At 68.0% G+C, this 21,868-nt stretch carries 15 protein-coding genes and 2 tRNA genes; 8 read left to right on the forward strand and 9 right to left on the reverse strand.

Annotated features, from left to right (window positions below; genetic code table 11):
- From AC1DO7_RS02625 to AC1DO7_RS02645, 5 genes are all read left to right on the forward strand, one after another.
- Positions 1 to 188: hypothetical protein (locus tag AC1DO7_RS02625; protein WP_477115758.1), on the forward strand; the 188-nt coding region annotated here is incomplete at its 5' end.
- A gap of 16 nt (positions 189 to 204) precedes the next feature.
- A complete protein-coding gene (gene lon / locus AC1DO7_RS02630; protein WP_441616496.1) occupies positions 205 to 2,616 on the forward strand; it encodes an endopeptidase La in 2,412 nt (803 codons plus the stop codon).
- A 280-nt stretch (positions 2,617 to 2,896) separates the two neighbouring features.
- A tRNA-Val gene (locus AC1DO7_RS02635) sits at positions 2,897 to 2,972 on the forward strand.
- Positions 2,973 to 3,028: 56 nt separating this feature from the next.
- A tRNA-Asp gene (locus tag AC1DO7_RS02640) sits at positions 3,029 to 3,105 on the forward strand.
- A gap of 198 nt (positions 3,106 to 3,303) precedes the next feature.
- Positions 3,304 to 5,253: a SurA N-terminal domain-containing protein gene (locus tag AC1DO7_RS02645; protein ID WP_441649678.1), complete on the forward strand. Its 1,950-nt coding sequence runs from the start codon at positions 3,304 to 3,306 to the stop codon at positions 5,251 to 5,253.
- Between the two features lie 98 nt (positions 5,254 to 5,351).
- Here the strand turns inward: AC1DO7_RS02645 and AC1DO7_RS02650 are convergent, their stop codons facing one another.
- Positions 5,352 to 6,029, reverse strand: coding sequence for an arylesterase (locus AC1DO7_RS02650; protein WP_477115759.1), 678 nt, complete (start codon positions 6,027 to 6,029; stop codon positions 5,352 to 5,354).
- Here AC1DO7_RS02650 and AC1DO7_RS02655 point away from each other — a divergent pair.
- Complete coding sequence (locus AC1DO7_RS02655; RefSeq protein WP_477115760.1) at positions 6,028 to 6,726, forward strand: ABC transporter ATP-binding protein; 699 nt, start codon at positions 6,028 to 6,030, stop codon at positions 6,724 to 6,726. The genes AC1DO7_RS02650 and AC1DO7_RS02655 overlap by 2 nt on opposite strands.
- Positions 6,727 to 6,762: 36 nt before the next feature.
- Here the strand turns inward: AC1DO7_RS02655 and pgi are convergent, their stop codons facing one another.
- From pgi to AC1DO7_RS02695, 8 genes are all read right to left on the reverse strand, one after another.
- Entirely contained in the window at positions 6,763 to 8,394 is a 1,632-nt protein-coding gene (gene pgi / locus AC1DO7_RS02660) for a glucose-6-phosphate isomerase (RefSeq protein WP_441615809.1), read from the reverse strand.
- A 184-nt stretch (positions 8,395 to 8,578) separates the two neighbouring features.
- The gene (locus tag AC1DO7_RS02665) at positions 8,579 to 9,547 is read right to left on the reverse strand and encodes a DMT family transporter (protein WP_477115761.1); all 969 of its coding nucleotides are present in this window, start codon (positions 9,545 to 9,547) and stop codon (positions 8,579 to 8,581) included.
- Complete coding sequence (locus AC1DO7_RS02670) at positions 9,544 to 11,157, reverse strand: NAD(P)H-hydrate dehydratase (protein WP_441615805.1); 1,614 nt, start codon at positions 11,155 to 11,157, stop codon at positions 9,544 to 9,546. The genes AC1DO7_RS02665 and AC1DO7_RS02670 overlap by 4 nt, the downstream gene beginning before the upstream one ends.
- A gap of 2 nt (positions 11,158 to 11,159) precedes the next feature.
- Positions 11,160 to 12,461, reverse strand: coding sequence for a D-amino acid dehydrogenase (locus tag AC1DO7_RS02675; RefSeq protein WP_441615803.1), 1,302 nt, complete (start codon positions 12,459 to 12,461; stop codon positions 11,160 to 11,162).
- Positions 12,462 to 12,525: 64 nt separating this feature from the next.
- Positions 12,526 to 13,836 carry a TRAP transporter large permease gene (locus tag AC1DO7_RS02680; RefSeq protein WP_441615801.1) on the reverse strand — a complete coding sequence of 437 codons (1,311 nt, stop codon included), beginning with the start codon at positions 13,834 to 13,836 and terminating at the stop codon, positions 12,526 to 12,528.
- Complete coding sequence (locus AC1DO7_RS02685) at positions 13,836 to 14,387, reverse strand: TRAP transporter small permease subunit (protein ID WP_441615799.1); 552 nt, start codon at positions 14,385 to 14,387, stop codon at positions 13,836 to 13,838. The genes AC1DO7_RS02680 and AC1DO7_RS02685 overlap by 1 nt, the downstream gene beginning before the upstream one ends.
- Positions 14,388 to 14,512: 125 nt before the next feature.
- A complete protein-coding gene (locus AC1DO7_RS02690) occupies positions 14,513 to 15,475 on the reverse strand; it encodes a TRAP transporter substrate-binding protein (protein ID WP_441616494.1) in 963 nt (320 codons plus the stop codon).
- Between the two features lie 334 nt (positions 15,476 to 15,809).
- On the reverse strand, positions 15,810 to 17,153 hold the full coding sequence (locus AC1DO7_RS02695; RefSeq protein WP_477115762.1) for an amidase: 1,344 nt from the start codon (positions 17,151 to 17,153) through the stop codon (positions 15,810 to 15,812).
- Positions 17,154 to 17,472: 319 nt separating this feature from the next.
- Between AC1DO7_RS02695 and AC1DO7_RS02700 the strand changes: the two genes are divergently transcribed.
- Together AC1DO7_RS02700 and AC1DO7_RS02705 are read left to right on the forward strand one after the other, a co-directional pair.
- Complete coding sequence (locus tag AC1DO7_RS02700; protein WP_441615795.1) at positions 17,473 to 18,075, forward strand: winged helix DNA-binding protein; 603 nt, start codon at positions 17,473 to 17,475, stop codon at positions 18,073 to 18,075.
- A gap of 103 nt (positions 18,076 to 18,178) precedes the next feature.
- The gene (locus AC1DO7_RS02705; RefSeq protein WP_477115763.1) at positions 18,179 to 21,823 is read left to right on the forward strand and encodes a hydantoinase B/oxoprolinase family protein; all 3,645 of its coding nucleotides are present in this window, start codon (positions 18,179 to 18,181) and stop codon (positions 21,821 to 21,823) included.
- Positions 21,824 to 21,868 lie beyond the last annotated feature (45 nt).

Genomic DNA, 21,868 nt, shown 5'->3' on the forward strand with positions numbered 1-21,868 from the left:
CCGAAAGGCCGCTCGCGAAAAGCGAGCGGCTTTTTTTCTTCATTTTCGTAAAACGAAGGGGAGGAAACGGGGGTATGCTGTTTGGACGGGTCCTGCAAGTGAGGCAAGCAGCATTTGCACGGGGTCATGAATCGTTGGCGACGCCTGTCTTGCAATCGATTCATGCGACCCAATTTACGCCTAAATGACTGACTGGGGAAAATGATGTCCGGAACACAACTCCTCCCGGCTGAGCCGATTCGCCTCCCACTGTTGCCGTTGCGCGACGTGGTGGTGTTTCCGCACATGGTGATCCCACTGTTCGTGGGACGTCCGAAGTCCATCAAGGCGCTTGAAACTGCGATGGAGTCGGGCAAGAGCATCATGCTTGTAGCCCAGAAAACGGCGGCCAAGGATGAGCCGACCGCCGACGACCTCTACGAGGTAGGCTGCATCGCCAATATCCTGCAAATGCTCAAGCTGCCCGACGGCACCGTCAAGGTGCTGGTGGAAGGCACGCAGCGCGCGAATATCCGCGAAGTGAGCGAAGACGACTCGCACTTCATGTGCGAAGCCGTGCCCGTGCCGCCGGGCCCGGTCGAGACCGCCGAGACGGAGGCGCTGCGTCGCGCCATCGTGTCGCAGTTCGACCAGTACGTGAAGCTGAACAAGAAGATCCCGCCCGAGATCCTGACTTCGCTGTCGGGCATCGACGAGCCTGGCCGCCTGGCCGACACCATCGCCGCGCACCTGCCGATCAAGCTCGAGCAGAAGCAGAAGATCCTGGAGATGGTGAACGTCACCGAACGCCTGGAAAGCCTGCTGTCGCAACTCGAAGGCGAGATCGACATCCTCCAGGTCGAGAAGCGCATCCGTGGCCGCGTCAAGCGCCAGATGGAGAAGAGCCAGCGCGAGTACTACCTGAACGAGCAGGTCAAGGCCATCCAGAAGGAACTGGGCGAGGGCGAAGAAGGCGCCGACCTGGAAGAACTCGACAAGCGCATCAAGGCTGCGCGCATGCCGAAGGAAGCCAAGAAGAAGGCCGACGCCGAATTCAAGAAGCTCAAGCTGATGTCGCCGATGTCGGCCGAAGCCACCGTCGTGCGCAACTACATCGACACGCTGGTCAACCTGCCGTGGCGCAAGAAGAGCAAGGTCAACAACGACCTCGCCAACGCCGAGCGCGTGCTGGACGAAGACCACTATGGCCTGGAGAAGGTCAAGGAACGCATTCTCGAGTACCTCGCAGTGCAACAGCGCGTGGACAAGGTGAAGGCGCCGATCCTGTGCCTGGTCGGGCCTCCCGGCGTGGGCAAGACCTCGCTCGGTCAGTCGGTGGCGCGCGCCACGAACCGCAAGTTCGTGCGCATGGCGCTCGGCGGCGTGCGCGACGAGGCCGAGATCCGCGGCCATCGCCGTACCTACATCGGCTCGATGCCGGGCAAGATCCTGCAGAGCCTGTCCAAGGTCGGCGTGCGCAACCCGCTCTTCCTGCTCGACGAAATCGACAAGATGGGCATGGACTTCCGCGGCGACCCGTCGTCGGCGCTGCTCGAGGTGCTGGACCCGGAACAGAACCACACGTTCCAGGACCACTACATCGAAGTGGACTTCGACTTGTCGGACGTGATGTTCGTGGCGACCTCCAACTCGCTGAACATCCCGCCGCCGCTGCTGGACCGCATGGAAGTGATCCGCCTCTCGGGCTACACCGAAGAGGAAAAGGTCAACATCGCCCAGCGCTACCTGCTGCCCAAGCAGATCAAGAACAATGGTCTGAAGGCAGGCGAGATCGAAGTCAGCGAAGAAGCCCTGCGCGACATCATCCGCTACTACACGCGGGAAGCGGGCGTGCGTTCGCTCGAGCGTGAAGTGTCGAAGATCGCCCGCAAGGTGGTGAAGCTGCTGCTGCTCAAGAAGGAATCGGGCACGGTCAAGGTAGCCTCGGAGAACCTGGACAAATTCCTCGGCGTGCGCAAGTACGACTTCGGCCTGGCCGGCAAGGAAAACCAGGTGGGCCAGGTGACCGGGCTGGCGTGGACGGAAGTGGGCGGCGATCTGCTGACCATCGAAGCCGCGATCATGCCGGGCAAGGGCAACATCACCCGCACCGGCTCGCTGGGCGACGTGATGAAGGAATCGGTCGAGGCAGCACGCTCGGTGGTGCGCTCGCGGGCACGTCGTCTGGGCATTACGGACGAGATGTTCGAGAAGCGCGACATCCACATCCACGTGCCCGAAGGCGCCACTCCCAAGGATGGTCCTTCGGCCGGCGGTGCGATGACCACGGCGCTGGTATCGGTACTGACGGGCATTCCCGTGCGTGCCGACGTGGCCATGACCGGCGAGATCACGCTGCGCGGCGAAGTGCTGCCGATCGGCGGCCTCAAGGAGAAGCTGCTGGCGGCCCATCGCGGCGGCATCAAGCTGGTGCTGATCCCCGAGGAGAATGTGAAGGATCTCGCGGAGATTCCGGACAACGTCAAGAACGCCATCGAGATCGTCCCGGTGCGCTGGATCGACAAGGTCCTGGAACTCGCGCTCGAGCGCAAGCCCGAGCCGCTGACCGAAGATGTGGCCAAGCCCGCCGACGTGGCGGACAAGGCTGCTGCCAAAGTCGAGATGATCCACCACTGAGATCTCACCGGGATCGCCGGGGCTCGCCGTTCGGGGCCTCGCAGGATGGCAGCAATGGAAGACGCCGCGGGTCACGCCCGCGGCGTTTTTTCATTGCGCGCCGACCCCTGTTTTCAGGGGTATTCATGCGGCCTTCGCGCTGTTCGACGCTAGCGCGAAGAATGCTTGGCAAAAGGCCAAAGCCTGTATTACACTTGCGGCCTYGCAACGCAAACAGCAGTAAATGCTCTGATATGTGCGCGGCGATGCTTGCAGCATGCAGTGTGGCTGCGGTACGAGCGGGTGCTTAGCTCAGTTGGTAGAGCGGCGCCCTTACAAGGCGTAGGTCGGGGGTTCGAGCCCCTCAGCACCCACCATCGCTCCTGCCGCAAGACAAGCCACACCACCGGCGCATGCAGCCGCACCGAATCCAGGAGTGGTAGTTCAGTTGGTTAGAATACCGGCCTGTCACGCCGGGGGTCGCGGGTTCGAGCCCCGTCCACTCCGCCAGATATACGCAGTCAGCAAAACGGGCCCTTCGCGGCCCGTTTTGCTTTTCTGCGCCTGCCGCCTTCGCGCAAACCTCCATTCGCCGCGCGCTGCCGTGATGCGCCAGGCGAGCGCGGCACCCGCAAATCACGTGAAGCCTGCCGCTCCTGATAGAATCCCGGAGTTTGCCGTTCGTACCAACCCTTTTCCTGAGTCAGCATGCTTGATTTCGTTCGCAACAACCGGCGCTTGATGCTTTTGCTGCTGCTGGTGCTTGTCTTCCCGTCGTTTGTGTTCTTCGGCGTGGAGAGCTACTCGCGTTTCATGGACAGCTCGCACGACGCAGCCAAGGTCGACGGCCGCGCGATCACCACGCAGGAAGTCGACAACGTGGTGCGCGACCAGAGCGAGCGCATGCGCCAGGTGCTCGGCACCAACTATGACCCGCGCCAGTTCGAAGGCACGCAGGCCCGCCAGCAGGTGCTCGACCAGCTGATCCTGCAACGCGTGGTGGCCAACGAGGTCGCCAGCAAGCACCTGACCGTCTCCAACGAACGCCTGTTCGAGAGCATCAGCAGCATCCCGGCCATCGCGCAGTTGCCGAAGAAGAAGGACGGCACCATCGACGACAAGGCTTACGTCGCGCTGCTGGCCCAGCAGGGCATGACGCCCGAGCAGTTCGACGCGCGCATGCGTTTCGATCTCGCCACGCAGCAGCTGGGCGGCTCGATCGGCGGTACCGCCTTCGTTCCCAAGTCACTGCTCGACCGCCTGATCGCCATCCGCGACCAGCAGCGTGATGTGCAGGTGCTGCAGTTCAAGCCCGCCGACTTCGCCGCCAAGGTCAACCCGGACGATGCCGCGCTGAAGGCGTTCTACGAAAGCCACAAGGCCCAGTTCGCCGTGCCCGAGCAGGCCAAGGTCGACTACCTCGTGCTGTCGGCCGATGCGCTGGCCGCGTCGCTGGCGGTCACGCCCGATGAGCTCAAGTCCTACTACGACAGCAATATCGCGCGCTTTCGCACCGACGAGCAGCGCCGCGCCAGCCATATCCTGATCGCCGCCGCCAAGGATGCCCCGGCGGCGGACCGCAAGGCCGCCAAGGACAAGGCCACCAAGCTGCTGGACGACCTGCGCAAGCACCCCGAATCCTTCGCCGACGTGGCCCGCAAGGAATCGAAGGACCCGGGCTCGGCGGAGAAGGGCGGCGACCTCGGCTTCATGGGCCGCGGCGCGCTGGTCAAGCCGTTCGAGGACGCCATGTTCGCGCTCAAGGACGGCCAGATCAGCGACGTGGTGGAGACCGACTACGGCTACCACATCATCAAGCTCACCGGCATCAAGGCGGCCGAGACCAAGCCGCTCGACCAGGTCCGCACCGAACTGGAAGCCGAACTGCGCAAGCAACTGGCCGCCAAGAAGTTCACCGAGCTGGCCGATTCGTTCGGCAACACGGTTTATGAACAGTCGGACAGCTTCAAGCCGGCGGCCGAGAAGTTCAAGCTGGCCATCCAGAGCGCCGACAACGTGACGCGCGAGCCCAACCCGGCGCTGGGTGCGCAGAGCCCGCTCAACAACGAGAAGCTGCTCAAGGCCCTGTTCAGCGACGACTCGATCAAGAGCAAGCGCAATACGGAAGCCGTGCAGGTGGCGCCCAACACCCTGGTGGCGGCGCGCATCGTCGACTACCGTCCGGCCACCACGCGCAAGTTCGAGGAGGTGCAGGCCAAGGTGCGCGAAGGCTATATCGCGCAGCAGGCAGCCGAGCTGGCCGACAAGGAAGGCGCGGCCCGCCTCGAGGCGCTGAAGAAGAGCGCAAGCGCCGAGGGCTTCGGCGCCGCGGTCACGGTCTCGCGTGCCAAGGCCGGCGGCCTGCAGCCGAAGGCGCTGGAGGCCGTGATGCGCGCCGATGTCGCCAAGCTGCCCGCGCTGGTCGGGGTGGACCTGGGCGCGGATGGCTATGCGATCTACCGCATCACCAAGATCAGCCAGCCCGCGCAGGCCGACGCCGCGCAGCGCCAGGGCGAAGCCCAGCAACTGGCCCAGATGGCCGGCCAGACCGAACTGGAAGCCTTCTACGACAGCCTGAAGGCCCGTGCGAAGGTGAAGGTCCTCAAGCCCGCGGCGGCCGCGGACGCAGGTTCAGCCAGCGGTGCCGCCGCGCAGTAACACCGGCATCGCAGCAAACGAGAAGAGGCGCCCATGTGGCGCCTCTTCTCGTTTCAGGCGGCCCGGCGCTGCGCGCAGGCCCGATGCCACGGCAATCCCTAGCGTCCGGCGGTGCGCGCCGCGGGCCCTTTGAGCAGGGGCCTGAGCTGCGGCCACACCGTATCGAGCAAGGTGCCCTGGGCCTGCGCGGTGGGATGGATGCGGTCCTGCTGGAACCAGTCCGGCTTGCTCACCACGTGCTCGAGCAGGAATGGCACCAGCCGCGTCTTGTACTCGCTGGCCAGTCTGGGATAGAGCGCGAAGAAGCGCTCGGTATAGTCCGGCCCGTAGTTGGGCGGGATGCGCATGCCGACCAGCAGCACGCTGGCCTTGGCCTGCTGCGCGCCGCTGACGATGCTGCGCAGGTTGGCCTCGGTGGTCTGCAGCGGCAGGCCGCGCAGCGCATCGTTGGCGCCGAGCTCGACGATCACCACGGCCGGATGGTGCCGGGCCAGCAGGTCGGGCAGGCGGGTCTTGCCGCCCACGGTGGTCTCGCCGCTGATGCTGGCATTCACGACGCTATAATCGAGACGCTCTGTGCGCAGCCGCGTTTCCAGCAGCTTGACCCAGCCCGCATCGCGCGCGATGCCGTATTCGGCGGACAGGCTGTCGCCCAGCACCAGGATGGCCGGCGCCTGCGTTGCCGCGTGCGCCACCGATGCGGTGACGGGCAACACCRTGGCAGCACATAGCGCCAGCGCCAGCTTGCGCCAACCGCACCAGAACTTCTTGCTCATGTCTTCTTCCATTCTTGCTGTCGAGTCACTAGGAAAGACCGTTGCCGACACGACCGGTTCGCTGACGATTTTGCATGACGTCACGTTTTCCGTCACGCCCGGGGAGACGCTGGCCATCGTCGGCGCTTCCGGCTCGGGCAAGTCGACCCTGCTGGGCCTGCTGGCTGGCCTGGACCTGCCCACCACGGGCACCGTCAGGCTCAACGGGCAGGACCTGTTCGAGCTCGACGAAGACCAGCGCGCGGCGCAGCGCGGACGCCATGTGKGCTTTGTGTTCCAGTCGTTCCAGCTGGTCGGCCACCTGAACGCGCTGGAGAATGTCATGCTGCCGCTCGAACTGYGCGGGGAAACCACCAGCGTGCGCGAACGCGCCGCCGACATGCTGGAACGCGTTGGCCTGGGCGGGCGGCTTTCCCATTATCCGCGCACGCTGTCCGGCGGCGAGCAGCAGCGCGTTGCACTTGCGCGCGCCTTCGTCGCGCGGCCCGATATCCTGTTCGCCGACGAGCCCACCGGCAGCCTCGACACGGCCACCGGAGAGGCTGTGATCGCCCTGATGTTCGAGCTGAACCGCGACGCCGGCTCGACCCTGGTGCTGGTGACGCACGACCGCTCGGTGGCGGCGCGCTGCGGGCGCATCCTGACCATCGAGGCAGGGCGCGTGGCCAGGGACGAATGGATGAGCGCGCCGGTCTGACCCCGCGCCGCGCGCAGGCCGGCCGGCAGGCGCGGGCTAGGGCTGGCCCAGCGCGGCGCGCGCCCGAGCGATCAGGTTGCTGGTGGAGGCATCGTGCTGCGCCGGCGCGGCCGCGGTGCCTGTCAGCTCTGCCTCGATCGGCTTGGCCAGGATCTTGCCAAGCTCCACGCCCCACTGGTCGAACGAGTTGATGTTCCAGACCACGCCCTGCACGAAGGTGCGGTGTTCATAGAGGGCGATCAGCGCGCCCAGCGTATGTGGCGTGATGTCTTCGATCAGCAGCGTATTGCTGGGCCGGTTGCCCTCGAACACCATATGCGCGATCCGCAGCTCGTCGCGCATGCCGCCGGCGCGCAATTCCTCGGCGCTGCGCCCGCGCATCAGCGCCTCGCCTTGCGCGAAGCAGTTGGCCAGCAGCTTGGCATGGTGGCCGGGCAGCTCGCGCGGCGGCCGCAGCGGCGCCACGAAATCCACCGGCACGATCTGCGAGCCCTGGTGAATCAGCTGGAAATACGCGTGCTGGCCGTTGGTGCCGGCCGAACCCCAGACCACGGGGGCGGTATGCGCGCGCACATTGCGCCCATCCAGCTGGACCGACTTGCCGTTGCTCTCCATCTCCAGTTGCTGCAGGAAGGCGGGGAACAGTTCCAGCGAAGTGGAATAGGGCGCCATGCAACTGGTCGGCATGCCGAAGAAGTTGCGGTACCAGATGCCGAGCATGCCCAGCACCACCGGCATATTGCGTTCCAGCGGCGCGCTGGCGAAATGCGCGTCCATGGCGCGGCCGCCGGCCAGCAGGTCGGCGAAGGCGTCGAAGCCGACCGCCAGCGCGATCGACAGCCCCACCGACGACCACAGCGAAAAACGCCCGCCGATCCAGTCCCAGAATTCGAACATATGGGCCGGGTCGATGCCGAAGGCGCGCACCGCTTCCACATTGGTCGACACCGCGGCGAAATGGCTGGCCAGTTGCGCCTGGTTCACGCCGCGCGCGAGGAACCACTCGCGCGCGCTGTTGGCGTTGGCCATGGTCTCGAGCGTGGTGAACGTCTTCGAGCAGACGATCACCAGGGTCTGTTCCGGGTCCAGGCGCTCCAGCGTCTCGGCCAGTTCGGTGCCGTCCACGTTGGAGACGAAATGCATGCGCGGCCCGCCGCCGGCCAGGTGCGACAGCGCCCGGCACACCATGCGCGGGCCCAGGTCCGAGCCGCCGATACCGATGTTGATCACGTCCGTGATGCGCTTGCCGGTGGCGCCGGTCCACTCGCCGCTGCGCACGCGCCCGGAGAAGGCGCGCATGCGCTCGAGTACGTCATGGATCGCGAACATCACCGGCTTGCCGTCGACCTTGAACGCAGAGTTGCATTCGGCGCGCAGCGCGATGTGCAGCACGGCGCGGTCTTCGGTGGCGTTGATGTGGTCGCCTGCGAACATGGCGTCGCGGCGCCCGGGGACGCCAGCCTCGTCGGCCAGCTGCATCAGCAGGGCAACGGTCTGCGGCGTGATGCGGTTCTTGGAATAGTCGAGATACAGGCCGGCCGCTTCCAGTGAGAACTGGGCGACACGCTGGCCTGCATCGCCGGCCGCAAACCAGTCGCGCATCGGTGTTTCGCGGATCGCTTCATGATGCTGCAGGAGAGAGTGCCAGGCGTGGAGATCGGTGGGCATGCGTGCGTGATTCTCTGGAGATTCTTGGGTATGCAGTACGGAGACCGGCCGGCGGAAGCCGCTTTCAAGTATAGCGCTCCCGCTTGACGCGGCTTTGGCAAATAGCGGGAATAGACAGCATTGCTGCGGATTCGGAAACACTACCAAATGGGGGTATGGCGCGCTGTCGGCGCCTGGCTGACACTCACTGCGCGCGTCCAAGCCGCCGCGCCACCGCGCGCAGCGCCGATTCGCCGCCGGCCACGCAGACGCCGCCGACGCAGATCACCGCCACGCCCAGTGCCGTGATCCAGTCCGGCAGCTGGCCGAAGGCCAGGTAGCCGATGGTGGTGGCCGACAGGATCTGCAGGTACAGGAAGGGGCTGAGGAACGACGCATCCGCATACTGGAACGCGCGGATGACGAAGTAATGTCCGACCGAGCCGGTGATGCCGGTACTCAGCAGCAAGACCGCCTGCAGCGGCGTGGGCGCGGCGTCGAACCAGAAGAAGGGCACCAGCACGGTGGTCAGGGCCGCGCCGGTSAMGCCRCTCTGGATCAGCGTGGTCATGGGGGCGTCATGSGCGGCGATGCGMCGCGTSAGCATCTGCAKCAGCGCRAACACCAGCGCGGACARCAGGCCCAGCGCAATGCCGGTCGCGCTCARCTCGCCACCGGGGCGCACCACCACCAGCATGCCGGCAAAGCCGATCGCCACGCCGGTCCAGCGGCTGGCGCGGGCATGGATGCCGGGGCGCTCGCCCAGCAGCCACGGCGACAACGCCACCACGAACAGCGGCGCGCAAAAGTTCAGCGCGGTGGCCTCGGCCAGCGGCATCAGCTTGAGCACGCTGAAGAACACCAGCGTGGAAACCAGCATCAGCCCGCCGCGCAGCCATTGCAGGCCCGGCTTTACCGGACGCCATTGCGCGCGAAAGCGTGCCGGCCCCAGCAGCAGGAAGATGGCAACCACATGCCCCACGTAGCGCACCCAGGCCACGCCGACCACCGGCACGCCCTGATGGGTCAGCGTCTTGCTGCTGGCGTCGAGCAGGCTCAGTATCCACTGGCCCAGCACCAGCAGCGCAACGCCGGTGAGCAGCTGGCGCCGGGCCGGGGAGTTCGCCGGAGCCGGCGGGGCCAGGCGTGCGCCGCGATCGGTGGCGTTGTTCATGCGCGGCGCGGCTCCCGCAGCAGGGCGTTGAACAGGCTGCGCAGCGGTATGTAAAGCTCGCTGGCGGTCAGTCCCGCGGGGCCGGTGCCCTCGGCCACCAGAAAATCGGCGGCACGCCCGTGCAGCCATACGGCTGCCTGCGCGGCTTGCAGCGGCGGCATGCCCTGCGCCAGCAGGGCGCCGATCATGCCGGCCAGCACGTCGCCAGTGCCGGCGGTGGCCAGCCCGGCGTTGCCGGTCGGATTGATCGACAGGGCCTGGGTGCTCCCTGCGTCGGGAGGTGCCGCGATCACCGTGCCAGAGCCTTTGAGCACCACCACCGCCTGCCATTGCGCCGCCAGCGAGCGCGCCGCCGCGAGGCGGTCGCGCTGGATCTCGGCCACGCTCAGGCCGGCCAGGCGTGCCGCCTCCAGCGGGTGCGGCGTCATCACGCGGGGCAGCTGGCTGGCCGCCAGCATGGCAGCCAGCGCGGGGTCGGCGGCCAGCATATTGAGCGCGTCTGCGTCCAGCACCAGCGCGGGCGCGCCGGTGGCCGCGGCGCAGCCGTGCAGCAGTTGCGCGAACTGCTTGCGGGCCGCGGCGCCGGTGCCCATGCCGGGGCCGATCACCAGCGCGGACATGTTCGCCAGCTCGATATCCGCGAGCGGGTGCAGCATCAGCTCCGGGTGCACGGGATCGAGCAGCGGGGCCGGTTGCGCCAGGAAGGCGATATGCACGCGCCCGGCACCGAGGTGCTGCGCGGCGCGCGCGCCAAGCAAGGGCGCCCCCGTCATGCCRATGCCGCCGCCGATCACGGCCAGCGAGCCGAAGCTGCCCTTGTTGGTGGCGTGCCGGCGCGCGGGCAGCGCTGCGGCGAACGATGCCGGCAGGCCGACCATGGCGCAGGGCGCTTCGGCCGGCGGGTAGGGCAGGCCCAGCGGGGCGATGTCGACCTCGCCCGCGCAGTCGCGGCCATCGAGCGTGAGCAGGCCGGGCTTGGCGCCGATGAAGGTCAGCGTGCGGCAGGCCCGCACCGCCGGCGCGCCGGCGCCGGTATCGGCGAACAGGCCGCTGGGGATGTCGAGCGCGAATACCGGCAAGCCAGCGTCGTTCGCCTGGACGATCCACTGCGCCATGTAGCCGTCGGCGGCGCGGTTCAGGCCGATGCCGAGCAAGCCGTCCACCAGCGCGCGGGTGTCGGCGGGGAACGGCGGCAAGCCGCCGCGGCAGGCGGATTCGGGCACCGCATGCAGCGGCACGCCGGCCGCGCGCGCCTCCAGCCACGCGCGTGCCGCATCGGCGGGCAGGCGGTCCGGGTCGGCTGTCAGCCATGCCTGGACCTTGCGGCCGGCCAGGTGCAGGCGGGTGGCGGCCACCAGCGCGTCGCCGCCGTTGTTGCCGGGGCCGGCCAGCATCAGCAGCGGGCCGTCCGGCGCTTGCCGCGCCAGCCAGTCCGCCGCGGCCGCGCCCGCGCGCGACATCAGCTCGAATGCGGGCAGCGTGGCCATGGCGCTGGCCTCGATGCGGCGGATGGCGGCCACGTCGTAGAGCGGGATCTCGCCGTGGCTTGCGGCGTCAAGCGCCAGCCAGGCATCGGCCGGCCGGGAGGGCAATGGCAAAGGTGTCTGCATGATCAGCGCGGGCCGAGCCCGTAGCGGGCCGGCGTCAGGCCGTCCAGGTCGATGGCGGGGCGGTTGCCGGCGATCAGGTCGGCGGCGACGCGGCCCGAGCCGCAGGCCATGGCCCAGCCGGTCGAACCGTGGCCGAGATTGAGGAAGAGCCCGGGCACGGCAGTCGCGCCGATCAGCGGCGGGCCGTCCGGCAGCATGGGCCGCGCGCCGGCCCAGAGCGTGGCGCTGCCGTAGTGGCCGGCCACGGGAAACCAGTCACGCGCGACCTTGAGCAAGGTATTGATGGCGGCGGGGCGCAGGTCGAGGCGGCGCGAACCGAGTTCGGCCGTGCCGGCGATGCGCAGGCGGTTGCCCATGCGCGTGATGGCCACCTTGTACGATTCGTCCATCAGCGCGGCCAGCGGTGCCTGCAGCTCGTCGCTGACCTGCACCGTGGCGGAGTAGCCCTTGACCGGATAGAGCGGAATGCGCAGGCCGAGCGGGCGCAGCAGCGCCGCGCTGGCGACGCCCGCGCACACCAGCACGCGGTCCGCCGCAAGCGTTTCGCGCACGCCGCCGGCCTTGATGCTGCCGGCGCCGCCGCCGGCATCGCGCAAGTCCAGCGCGAGCTGCCCGCCCGGCAGCGGCCGCAGGGCGGCGGCGTCGCTGTCCATGACGAAGCGCACGCCCGCGGCTTCGGCCAGCACGCGCAGCCGGCGCACGAACATCGGGCAGTTGCCCGACTCGTCCTCGGGCAGGTGCAGGCCGCCGGCCAGCGGGGTGTCGGTGGTCAGCCCGGGTTCGATGCCCCGGCAACCCGCGGCATCGACCAGGCGATGCGGGACCTCGTGCTCGCGCAGCAGCGCCAGGGCGGGCCCTGCCAGGTCCAGGTCGCGGCGGGTACGGAACAGTTGCAGATAACCCTGCGATTGCTCGTAGTCGATCTCGAGCCGGCCGCGCAGCTTGTGCAGGCACTCGCGGCTGTAGAAGGCCAGGCGCTGCATGCGCACCTTGTTGACGCGGTAGCGCTCCAGCGTGCATTCGCCCAGCCAGCGCAGGATCCAGCGCCACATGGCCGGATCGGCGCTGGGCCGGAACAGTACCGGCGAGGTGCTGGCGAAGAGGTTGCGCAGCACCTTGCCCGGCATTCCGGGCGCGGCCCATGGCGTGACATAGCCCGGCGCGATCACGCCGGCATTGCCGAAGCTGGACTCCTGCGCAGGTGCGGCGCGCCGCTCCACCACGGTCACTTCGAAGCCCGCTTCGCGCAGGTACCAGGCCGAGCAGACGCCGATCACGCCGGCGCCGATGACGATCACATGCATGGCACTCCGTTGGGGGCCGCGGCCCCCGCTGCATTGCAATGCTGCCGGCAGCGCGGGGCGGCCGTCACTTCAGTTCTTTCTGCATCACCACGTCGGGCAGCCATGTGACCAGGTCGGGCCACACGGTGATGATGCCGATGGCTACCACCATCATCATGAAGAACGGCAGCGATACCCGCGCTATGTAGTTGCTGTCCTTGCCCGTCATGCTCTGCAGCACGAACAGGTTGAAGCCCACGGGTGGCGTGACCTCGGCGATCTCGACCAGCAGCACGATGAATATCCCGAACCATACCAGATCGAAGCCCGCGGCCTGCACCATCGGCAGCACCGTGGCGGTGGTCAGCGCGATCATGGAAATGCCGTCCAGCGCGGTGCCCAGCAGGATATAGATCACCGTCAGCACGGCGATCAGCGACCACGGCGACAGGTGCATCGAAGCCACCCATTCGGCCAGCGCGCGCGGGATCCCCGTGAAGCTCATGGTCACCGACAGGAACGAGGTGGCGCCCAGCACGAACATGATCATGGCGGTCAGCCGCGTGGCCGACATGAGGCTTTCCCAGAACGCCTTGCGCGTCAGCGAGCCGCCCATCCACGCCAGTCCCAGCGACGCCACCACGCCGTAGGCGGCCGCCTCGGTGGCGGTGGAATAGCCGGTGATCATGATCCAGGTGATGAAGGCGATCAGGATCATGCACGGCATCAGCTGGCGCACCGAGGCCAGGCGCGAGCGCCAGTCGAAGCGCTCGGCCGGCGGTGTCTTGTCCGGGTTGGACAGCGCCCACACCACGATATAGCCGGAGAACAGCAGCATCAGCAGCAAGCCCGGCAGGAAACCCGCCAGGAACACCCGGATGATGGAGACGTCGGCCGACACCGCATAGACCACCATGGTGATCGACGGCGGGATCAGGATGCCGAGCGTGCCGGCGCACGACAGCGAGCCCAGCGTCACGCGCTCGTCATAGCCGCGCCGCGTCAGTTCCGGCAGCGCGGACTTGGCGATGGTGGCGCAGGTGGCCGCCGACGAGCCCGAGACGGAACCGAAGATGCCGCAGCCCAGGATATTGACGTGCATCAGTCGCCCGGGCAGCCAGTTCAGCCATGGCGACAGGCCGTTGAACATCTGCTCGGACAGCTTGGTGCGGAACAGGATCTCGCCCATCCATACGAACAGCGGCAGCGAGGCCAGGGTGTAGGAGGCGCTCGACGACCACCATGAGTTGGCCAGGTTGACCAGCGCATCGTGGTCGGCGAAGACCACCAGGCCCACCCAGGAGGTGACGGCGATGGCCACCGGGATCCACGCCCCGATCACCAGGAAGACGATCATCACCACCAGCAGGACCAGGGAAACAAGGATGGTGCTCATCAGACGGTCTCCCCGAAATCGCCGGCGGCCAGCTTGGCTTCCTGCGCCAGCTGGTAGCGGGGCTTCTGGCGGCGCGCCACGCGCAGCCACTCGTCGAGCACGGCCAGCGTGAAGCCGGCGCAGCCCAGCACGGCAAAGCTCTGCGGAATCCACAGGGGCACCACGATCTGGCCCTGCGAGACATCGCCGATTTCCCAGCTCTGCCAGGCGAAGCTGAACAAGGCCCAGGTGGCATAGGCCGCGAAGGCGGCGCAGATGGTCAGCGAAAGCAGTTCGAGCCACCAGCGCTGGCGCGGGCTCACGGCTTCGAGCAGCATTTCCACGCGCACGATGCCGCCGTGCTGGAAGGTCTGGCCGAGCACGAGAAAGGCGGAGGCGGCGCAAAGCCAGGCGACGATGTCGTCGCCGCCCTTGAAGATGATGGTGGTCTCGCGCGAGAAGGACATCAGGATCATGACGATGCAGACCCCGAGGATGCACAGCGCGCCGAGCACGGCGAGCAGGTCAAGCAGCCGGTCCAGCCAGCGCTTGTTGACAGCAGGAGCTTCCATGGCGGGTGAGGAGGGATGATGCGGTGAAAAGAGACGCGGGCCGCGGCGGCTGGAACGCTGCCGCGGCTACATGGGGGGCGCTTGCCGTTGCGCCGCTGCCCGCTGGTTTGTCGCCGGAAGCCGGCTTACTTCTTGTAGGCTTCGAGGATGGCCTTGCCGTCGTCGCCGGCGCTCCTGGCCCATTCGTCCACCATCGTCTGGCCAACCTTCTGCATGTCCTGCCTGAGCTGCGGCGAGGGCGGCTGCACGGCCATGCCGTTCTTGCCGAGCACGGCCAGGTATTCGCGCGTCTTTTGCTCGGAGACCTGCCAGCCGCGCTTCTCGGCCTCGGCCACGGTCTTGAGCACGGCGTCCTGTGTCGGCTTGTCCAGCGCGGCGAAGGCCTTCTTGCTGACCACCAGCATGTTCTTTGGCAGCCAGGCGTCCACCGTATAGAAGTACTTCACGCTCTCCCACACCTTGGTGTCGACGCCGGTGGCGCCGGAGGACATGAACGAGTTGACCGTGCCGGTGGCCAGCGCCTGCGCCAGGTCGGCGGCCTGGATGGTTACCGGCTGCGCGCCCACCAGTTCGGCGATCTTGGACGTGGCGGGGTTATAGGCGCGCCACTTCAGGCCCTTCATGTCGGCCGCGGCGTTGATCGGCTTGTTGGCGTAGATGCCTTGCGGCGGCCAGGCCACGGCGTAGAGCAATTTCATGCCTTGCTTGTCGAGCACCTTGTCGGTGACCGCGCGCGACGCCTGCCACAGCTTGTAGGAGTCCTGGTAGCTGGTGGCCAGGAAGGGCACCGCGTCCACGCCGAACACCGGGTTCTCGTTGGCCAGCAGCGACATCAGGATCTCGCCCATCTGCACCTGGCCGGTCTGCACGCCGCGCTTGATCTCGTTGGCCTTGAGCAGCGAGCCGTTGGGATGGATCACGATCTTGAGCTTGCCGCCGGTGGCCTTCTCCACATCGCTGGCCATCTGCTGCAGGTTCTCGGTGTGCAGGTTGTTGGTGGGGTAGCCGGTCGGCAAGTCCCACTTGGTCTGCGCCTGCGCCACGGGGGCCAGCATGGACGCGGTGGCGAGCACCCCGCCCAGCAGCATGTACTTCAGTGTTGCCTTCCCTTGCATCGATCTCTCCTGGTTTGTCGTTGCGGCTCGTTCTGTTTTTTTGCTGCTTCGGTGCTACCTGGGTTCTGCTTTGGCTCTGCTTCGGTTCTGCTTCGGCTCTGCTTCGGTTCTGCTTTCGGGTGCTGCCTTCGGGTGCTGCCTTCGGGGGCTGCCTTGTCCTGCGCGCGCCTCGCGCAAGTCCCGTGCGCGCAGGGCCTTTGTCTTTTCCTTGTCTTTGCCTTGTCTTCCCGTTGTCCTGTCTCTGTCTTGCCCGCGCGGACTGGCTCAGGGGCCACGCGGGCAAGCGCCTTGTCACGGTGCGGGCGCCTCAGGCGGCCGGCTTGACGATGTTCTCCAATGCAATTGCCGTGCCCAGCAACTGCGCGTCGCGCAGCGCGCCGTGCGAGAGCATGAGCCCGACCGGCAGTTCGTCCGGCTGGTGRCAGGGCAGGGAGATCGAGCAGCCGTCGAGGAAATTGAAGGMCGAGGTATTGCGCAACAGCAGCGCGTTGGTGCGGAAGAAAAGCGCGTCGTCTTGCGCCAGCGGCGCGATCGCGGGYGCCACCATCGGCACCGTGGGGCAGGCCACCGCGTCGAAACCGTCGATGCGCGCCAGCACGCGCGCGATCCAGCCGGCGCGCACGCGCATCAGGTCCACATAGTCGGCCGCGCCCATGGCGGCGCCGCGTTCGATGCGCATGGCCACGCGCGGATCGTATTGTTCGCGCCGGCTGGCCAGCGTGCCGCGATGGATGGCGTAGGCCTCGGCAGCCGTGAAGCCGCCGGCCGCGTTGATCGCGGGCAGCTCGGCCAGCTCCGGCAGGTCGATCTGTTCGATCCGCACGCCGGCCGCGGAAAGGCGGGCCAGGGTCCGGTCGAAGGCGCGCGCCACGGTGGTGTCCAGGTCGTCCAGCAGGTACTGGCGCGGCACGGCCAGGCGAATGCCGGCCAGGGCCTTGCTGGCCGGCACCACGGCCTGGTCCGCGATGACGCTGTCCACCAGCGCGCAGTCATGCACCGAACGGGCCATCGCGCAGGCCGTGTCGAGCGTATAGGACAGCGGGAAGGCCCCGTCGAGCGGCACCCGCCGGGCGGTCGGCTTGAAGCCGGTCAGCCCGCAGAGCGCCGCCGGAATGCGGATCGAGCCGCCCGTGTCGCTGCCCAGCCCGGCAACCGCCAGGCCCAGCGCCACCGACACCGCCGCGCCCGACGACGAGCCGCCGGGAATGCGCGCCACGCCGGCATCGGCCGGATTCACCGGCGTGCCGAAATGCGGGTTGATGCCGACGCCGGAGAAGGCGAACTCGGTCATGTTGGTGCGCCCCACCAGCGCCGCGCCGGCCTCGCGCAGGCGGCGCACCACGGTCGCATCGGCCGTGGCCGGGGCCGCGTCGGCGCGCACCGGGGAGCCGGCGCGGGTGGTCTGGCCGGTGACGTCGAACAGATCCTTGACGGACACCGGCAGGCCGGCCAGCGGGTGCAATGGCTGGCCGGCCTGCGCGGCGGCATCGGCCGCGCGCGCGGTCTCGGCCGCGGTGTCGAAGGTGGGGTGGAGCAGGACGGCTTGCGCCGCGGGTTGCCGCGCCAGATGGGCGGCTTCGGCAATCACGCCGGCACGCGATGCGGTGCCGTCGCGAAGTTTTGTCTGTAATGTATGGATATCCGTGGGCATTTGGCTCGCGATCAGTTGCGCTTGGCAGGGTTCGGATCGAGTCTAGCCAGTGCGCCGGCGCGGCGCAACCAGGCTGCGCAAGGGTTGTCCGTTGTCCCCGCGATAGTGCGTAAACGGTTTTGCCTGCCCTCTCTTCGTGCAGAATCCACTGCCACGTCCCCGATGTTTTGCTTGGATTTATTTGGCGTTTATCCTCATAATTTGTTAATAAACTGTCAAGCCAAATCTGTGCGCGAGGCCATCGGGGATATACCTAGTCGCTCCGGATTGCCCGTGTCACGCCGGCTCATGGAATCAACAACGAGAGAGGAGTGAAGACATGGCTCGTAAGCCAGCCGCCGGCCAGGTACCGGCCGAGCACGACAATGCCGGGCAGCAGGGCGCCGCCAGGGCGGAAGCGGGCGCGCCGCCGCGCGCGCTCGGGCCCAATATCGTCTCGTCTTCGCACCTGGTGTCCGAGCGCAGCCCCGAGTTGTCCGAGTTCGAGTTCGGCCTGAATACGGCCTATAACGCCTACAGCCGCTGGGTGGTGCGCTGCATGGGCGCCTCCGGCGTGCGCGACCTGACCTTTCTGGACGTGCTGGTGCTGCATCACGTCAACCACCGCGCCCGGCCCAAGCGGCTGGCCGATATCTGCTTCGTGCTGAACGTGGAAGACACGCACCTGGTGACCTATGCGCTGAAAAAGCTGCAGGGCATCGGGCTGGTCGAGGGCGAACGGGTCGGCAAAGAGGCGACCTACACCACCACGCCGGCCGGCACCCAGGCCTGTGCCCGCTATCGCGAGATCCGCGAGCAATGCCTGACCAGCAACTTCACGGCGGGCAGCGCGGAGAACATCGAGATCGGCGAGCTGGCACGGCTGCTGCGCGTGCTTACCGGCCTGTACGAGCAGGCCGCGCGCTCGGCCACATCGCTGTAGCCCCGGCCGCCAGCGAGSGCTCCTGCGCGCACGGCGGCTTGCGCTGCCGGCGTGCCGCCCGCGTACCCGACATTTCCACCACGATAAACAAGGAAGCCACCGCATGTCGCAGCCATCCTCCGCCGCCTTCGTCCCGGACCGCCGCCGCTGGCAATTCTGGATCGACCGTGGCGGCACCTTCACGGACGTGGTCGGGCTGCGCCCCGACGGCACGGTGGTCACGCACAAGCTGCTGTCCGAGAATCCGGAGCAGTACAGCGACGCCGCCGTGGCCGGCATCCGGCACCTGCTGGGCCTGGCGCCCGGCGAGCCGGTGACGCCGGCGCTGGTGGAGGTGGTGAAGATGGGCACCACGGTGGCGACCAACGCGCTGCTCGAGCGCAAGGGCGAGCCGCTGGCGCTGTTCATCACGCGGGGCTTTCGCGATGCGCTGCGCATTGCCTACCAGAACCGGCCGCGCCTGTTCGACCTGAACATCGTGCTGCCCGAACTGCTCTACCGCGAGGTGGTGGAAGTGGGCGAGCGGATCGATGCCCAGGGCAATATGGTCACGCCGCTCGATGAAGCCGCGCTGCGCGCGGACATGCAGCGCGTGTTCGCCGGCGGCACCCGCGCCATCGCCATCGTGTTCCTGCACGGCTACCGCGAGCCGGCGCACGAGCGGGCCGCGGCGCGCATCGCGCGCGAGACCGGCTTTACGCAGATCTCGGTCTCGCACCAGGTGTCGCCGCTGATGAAGCTGGTCTCGCGCGGCGACACCACGGTGGTGGACGCCTATCTCTCGCCGATCCTGCGCCGCTACGTGGAGCAGGTCGAGCAGCAGATGCCGGGCGTGCGGCTGCAGTTCATGCAAAGCAGCGGCGGCCTGACCGACGCGCACCGGTTCCAGGGCAAGGACGCCATCCTGTCCGGCCCGGCCGGCGGCATCGTCGGCATGGTGCGCTCGTCGCAGAGCGCCGGCTTCGGGCGCATCATCGGCTTCGACATGGGTGGCACCTCCACCGACGTGTCGCATTTCAATGGCAGCCATCCCAACGATTTCGAACGCGTGTTCGAGACCAGCGTGGCGGGCGTGCGCATGCGCGCGCCGATGATGAGCATCCACACGGTGGCCGCCGGCGGCGGCTCGATCCTGCATTTCGACGGCAGCCGCTTCCGCGTGGGCCCGGATTCGGCCGGCGCCAACCCGGGGCCGGCCAGCTACCGGCGCGGCGGCCCGCTGGCCGTGACCGACTGCAACGTCATGCTGGGCAAGATCCAGCCGCGCCATTTTCCGAGCGTATTCGGGCCCCGCGCCGACGCGCCGCTGGACCGCGACGCCGTGCTGGCCCGCTTCGGCGAGCTGGCGCGGGCCGTCAGTGCCGCCACCGGCGACGCGCGCAGCCCCGAACAGGTGGCCGAAGGCTTTATCGAGATCGCGGTGGGCAATATGGCCAACGCGATCAAGCAGATCTCGGTGCAGCGCGGCCACGACGTGACCGGCTACACGCTCACCACCTTCGGCGGCGCCGGCGGCCAGCATGCCTGCCTGGTGGCGGACGCGCTCGGCATGCAGACCGTCTTCGTCCACCCGCTGGCCGGTGTGCTTTCTGCCTACGGCATGGGGCTGGCCGACCGCACCGCGATGCGCGAGCGCGCGGTGGAAGCGCGGCTCGACGCCGATGCCCTGCCGGCCCTGCAGGCCACGCTCGACGCACTGGCCCAGCAAGCGCGCAACGAACTGCTGGAGCAGGAAGTGGCCGACGCGCAGATCGACGTGGTGCGCCGCGCCCACCTGCGCTACGAGGGCACGGACTCCGCGCTGGTGGTGCCGTTCGGCACCTTGCCGGCCATGCAGGCCGCGTTCGACGCCGCCTACCGCCAGCGCTACGCCTTCCTGATGCAGGGCAAGCCGCTGATCGTGGAAGCCGTGTCGGTGGAAGCCATCGGCAGCAGCGAGCCGCCCGCGGAAAAACTGCCCGAGCCGCTGCCGCGCAGCGGCGGACCGGTGCCGGCCGAGCAGGTGCGCATGTTCAGCGGCGGCTCCTGGCACGACACGGGCTTGTTCCCGCGCGACGCGCTGCGCCCCGGCGACGTGCTGCCCGGCCCGGCCATCATCGCCGAGCGCAACGCCACCACCGTGGTGGAGCCCGGCTGGCAGGCCGAGCTGACCGCGCGCGACCACCTCGTGCTGACGCGCGCGGTGCCGCGCCCGCAGCGCCGCGCCATGGGTACCGATGCCGACCCGGTCATGCTGGAGGTCTTCAACAACCTGTTCATGTCGATCGCCGAGCAGATGGGGCAGCGGCTGCAGAACACCGCCTACTCGGTCAACATCAAGGAGCGGCTCGACTTCTCCTGCGCCATCTTCGACGCCGACGGCAACCTGATCGCCAACGCGCCGCACATGCCGGTGCATCTTGGCTCGATGGGCGAGAGCATCAAGACCGTGATCGCACGCAATGCCGGCGGCATGGCCGACGGCGACGTCTACGTGCTCAACGATCCCTACAACGGCGGCACGCATTTGCCCGACGTGACGGTGATCACGCCGGTATTCGACGAGGCCGGCGCCGGGATCCTGTTCTACGTGGGCTCGCGCGGGCATCACGCCGACATCGGCGGCATCACGCCGGGCTCGATGCCGCCGGACTCCACCGTGGTGGAAGAAGAGGGCGTGCTGATCGACAACTTCCCGCTGGTCACGGCCGGCGTGCTGGACGACGCCGGCATGCGCGCGCTGCTGGCCGACGGGCGCTACCCGGCCCGCAATATCGACCAGAACATGGCGGACCTGCGCGCCCAGGTGGCGGCCAATGCCAAGGGCGTGGAAGAGCTGCGCAAGATGGTGGCGCAGTTCGGCCTGCCGGTGGTGCGCGCCTATATGGGCCACGTGCAGGACAACGCCGAGGAAGCCGTGCGCCGCGTCATCACCGCGCTCAAGGACGGCAGCTACGACTACCCGCTCGACAACGGCGCGCGCATCCAGGTCAAGGTGACGGTGGACCAGGCCCGGCGCGAAGCCGTGGTGGACTTCACCGGCGCCTCGGCGCAACTGCCCAACAACTTCAACGCGCCGCGCGCGGTGTGCATGGCGGCAGTGCTCTACGTGTTCCGCACGCTGGTCGACGAGGACATCCCGCTCAACGCCGGCTGCCTCAAGCCGATCAAGGTCATCATCCCGGAGGGGTCGATGCTCAACCCGCGCTATCCGGCCTCGGTGGTCTCGGGCAATGTGGAGACCTCGTCCTGCATCACCAACGCCCTGTATGGCGCGCTGGGCGTGGTGGCGGCCAGCCAGGGCACCATGAACAACTTCACCTTCGGCAATGCGCGCTACCAGTACTACGAGACCATCTCGGGCGGCAGCGGGGCCGGCGACGGCTTCGACGGCTGCGACGTGGTGCAGACCAATATGACCAATTCGCGGCTGACCGACCCGGAAGTGCTGGAATGGCGCTTCCCGGTACGGCTGGAAAGCTACGAGATCCGCCCGGGCTCGGGCGGGGCGGGGCGCTGGCACGGTGGCAGCGGCGGCATCCGCCGGGTGCGCTTCCTGGAGCCCATGACCGCGTCGATCCTCTCCAACAACCGCCTGCACGCGCCGTTCGGCATGGCCGGGGGCGCGCCCRGCGCCACCGGGCGCAACTACGTGGTGCGGCGCGACGGGCGGGAAGAGGCGCTCGGCCACGTCGGGCGCTGCGAGATGGAGGCGGGCGACCTGTTCGTGGTGGAAACGCCCGGGGGCGGGGGCTTCGGCGAGGCCTGAGCGTGCCGCGTTGCGGGCCGCCGAAGCGGCCCGCGCGTGGTGTCG

The organism is Cupriavidus sp. 05N40, assembly GCF_056397305.1.

Excerpts from the sequence above, each read along its gene's own strand:
- lon (WP_441616496.1), top strand. The coding sequence starts at position 205 with ATGTCCGGAACACAACTCCTCCCGGCTGAGCCGATTCGCCTCCCACTG.
- AC1DO7_RS02645 (WP_441649678.1), top strand. The coding sequence starts at position 3,304 with ATGCTTGATTTCGTTCGCAACAACCGGCGCTTGATGCTTTTGCTGCTG.
- pgi (WP_441615809.1), bottom strand. The coding sequence starts at position 8,394 with ATGCCCACCGATCTCCACGCCTGGCACTCTCTCCTGCAGCATCATGAA.
- AC1DO7_RS02675 (WP_441615803.1), bottom strand. The coding sequence starts at position 12,461 with ATGCATGTGATCGTCATCGGCGCCGGCGTGATCGGCGTCTGCTCGGCC.
- AC1DO7_RS02680 (WP_441615801.1), bottom strand. The coding sequence starts at position 13,836 with ATGAGCACCATCCTTGTTTCCCTGGTCCTGCTGGTGGTGATGATCGTC.
- AC1DO7_RS02685 (WP_441615799.1), bottom strand. The coding sequence starts at position 14,387 with ATGGAAGCTCCTGCTGTCAACAAGCGCTGGCTGGACCGGCTGCTTGAC.
- AC1DO7_RS02690 (WP_441616494.1), bottom strand. The coding sequence starts at position 15,475 with ATGCTGCTGGGCGGGGTGCTCGCCACCGCGTCCATGCTGGCCCCCGTG.
- AC1DO7_RS02700 (WP_441615795.1), top strand. The coding sequence starts at position 17,473 with ATGGCTCGTAAGCCAGCCGCCGGCCAGGTACCGGCCGAGCACGACAAT.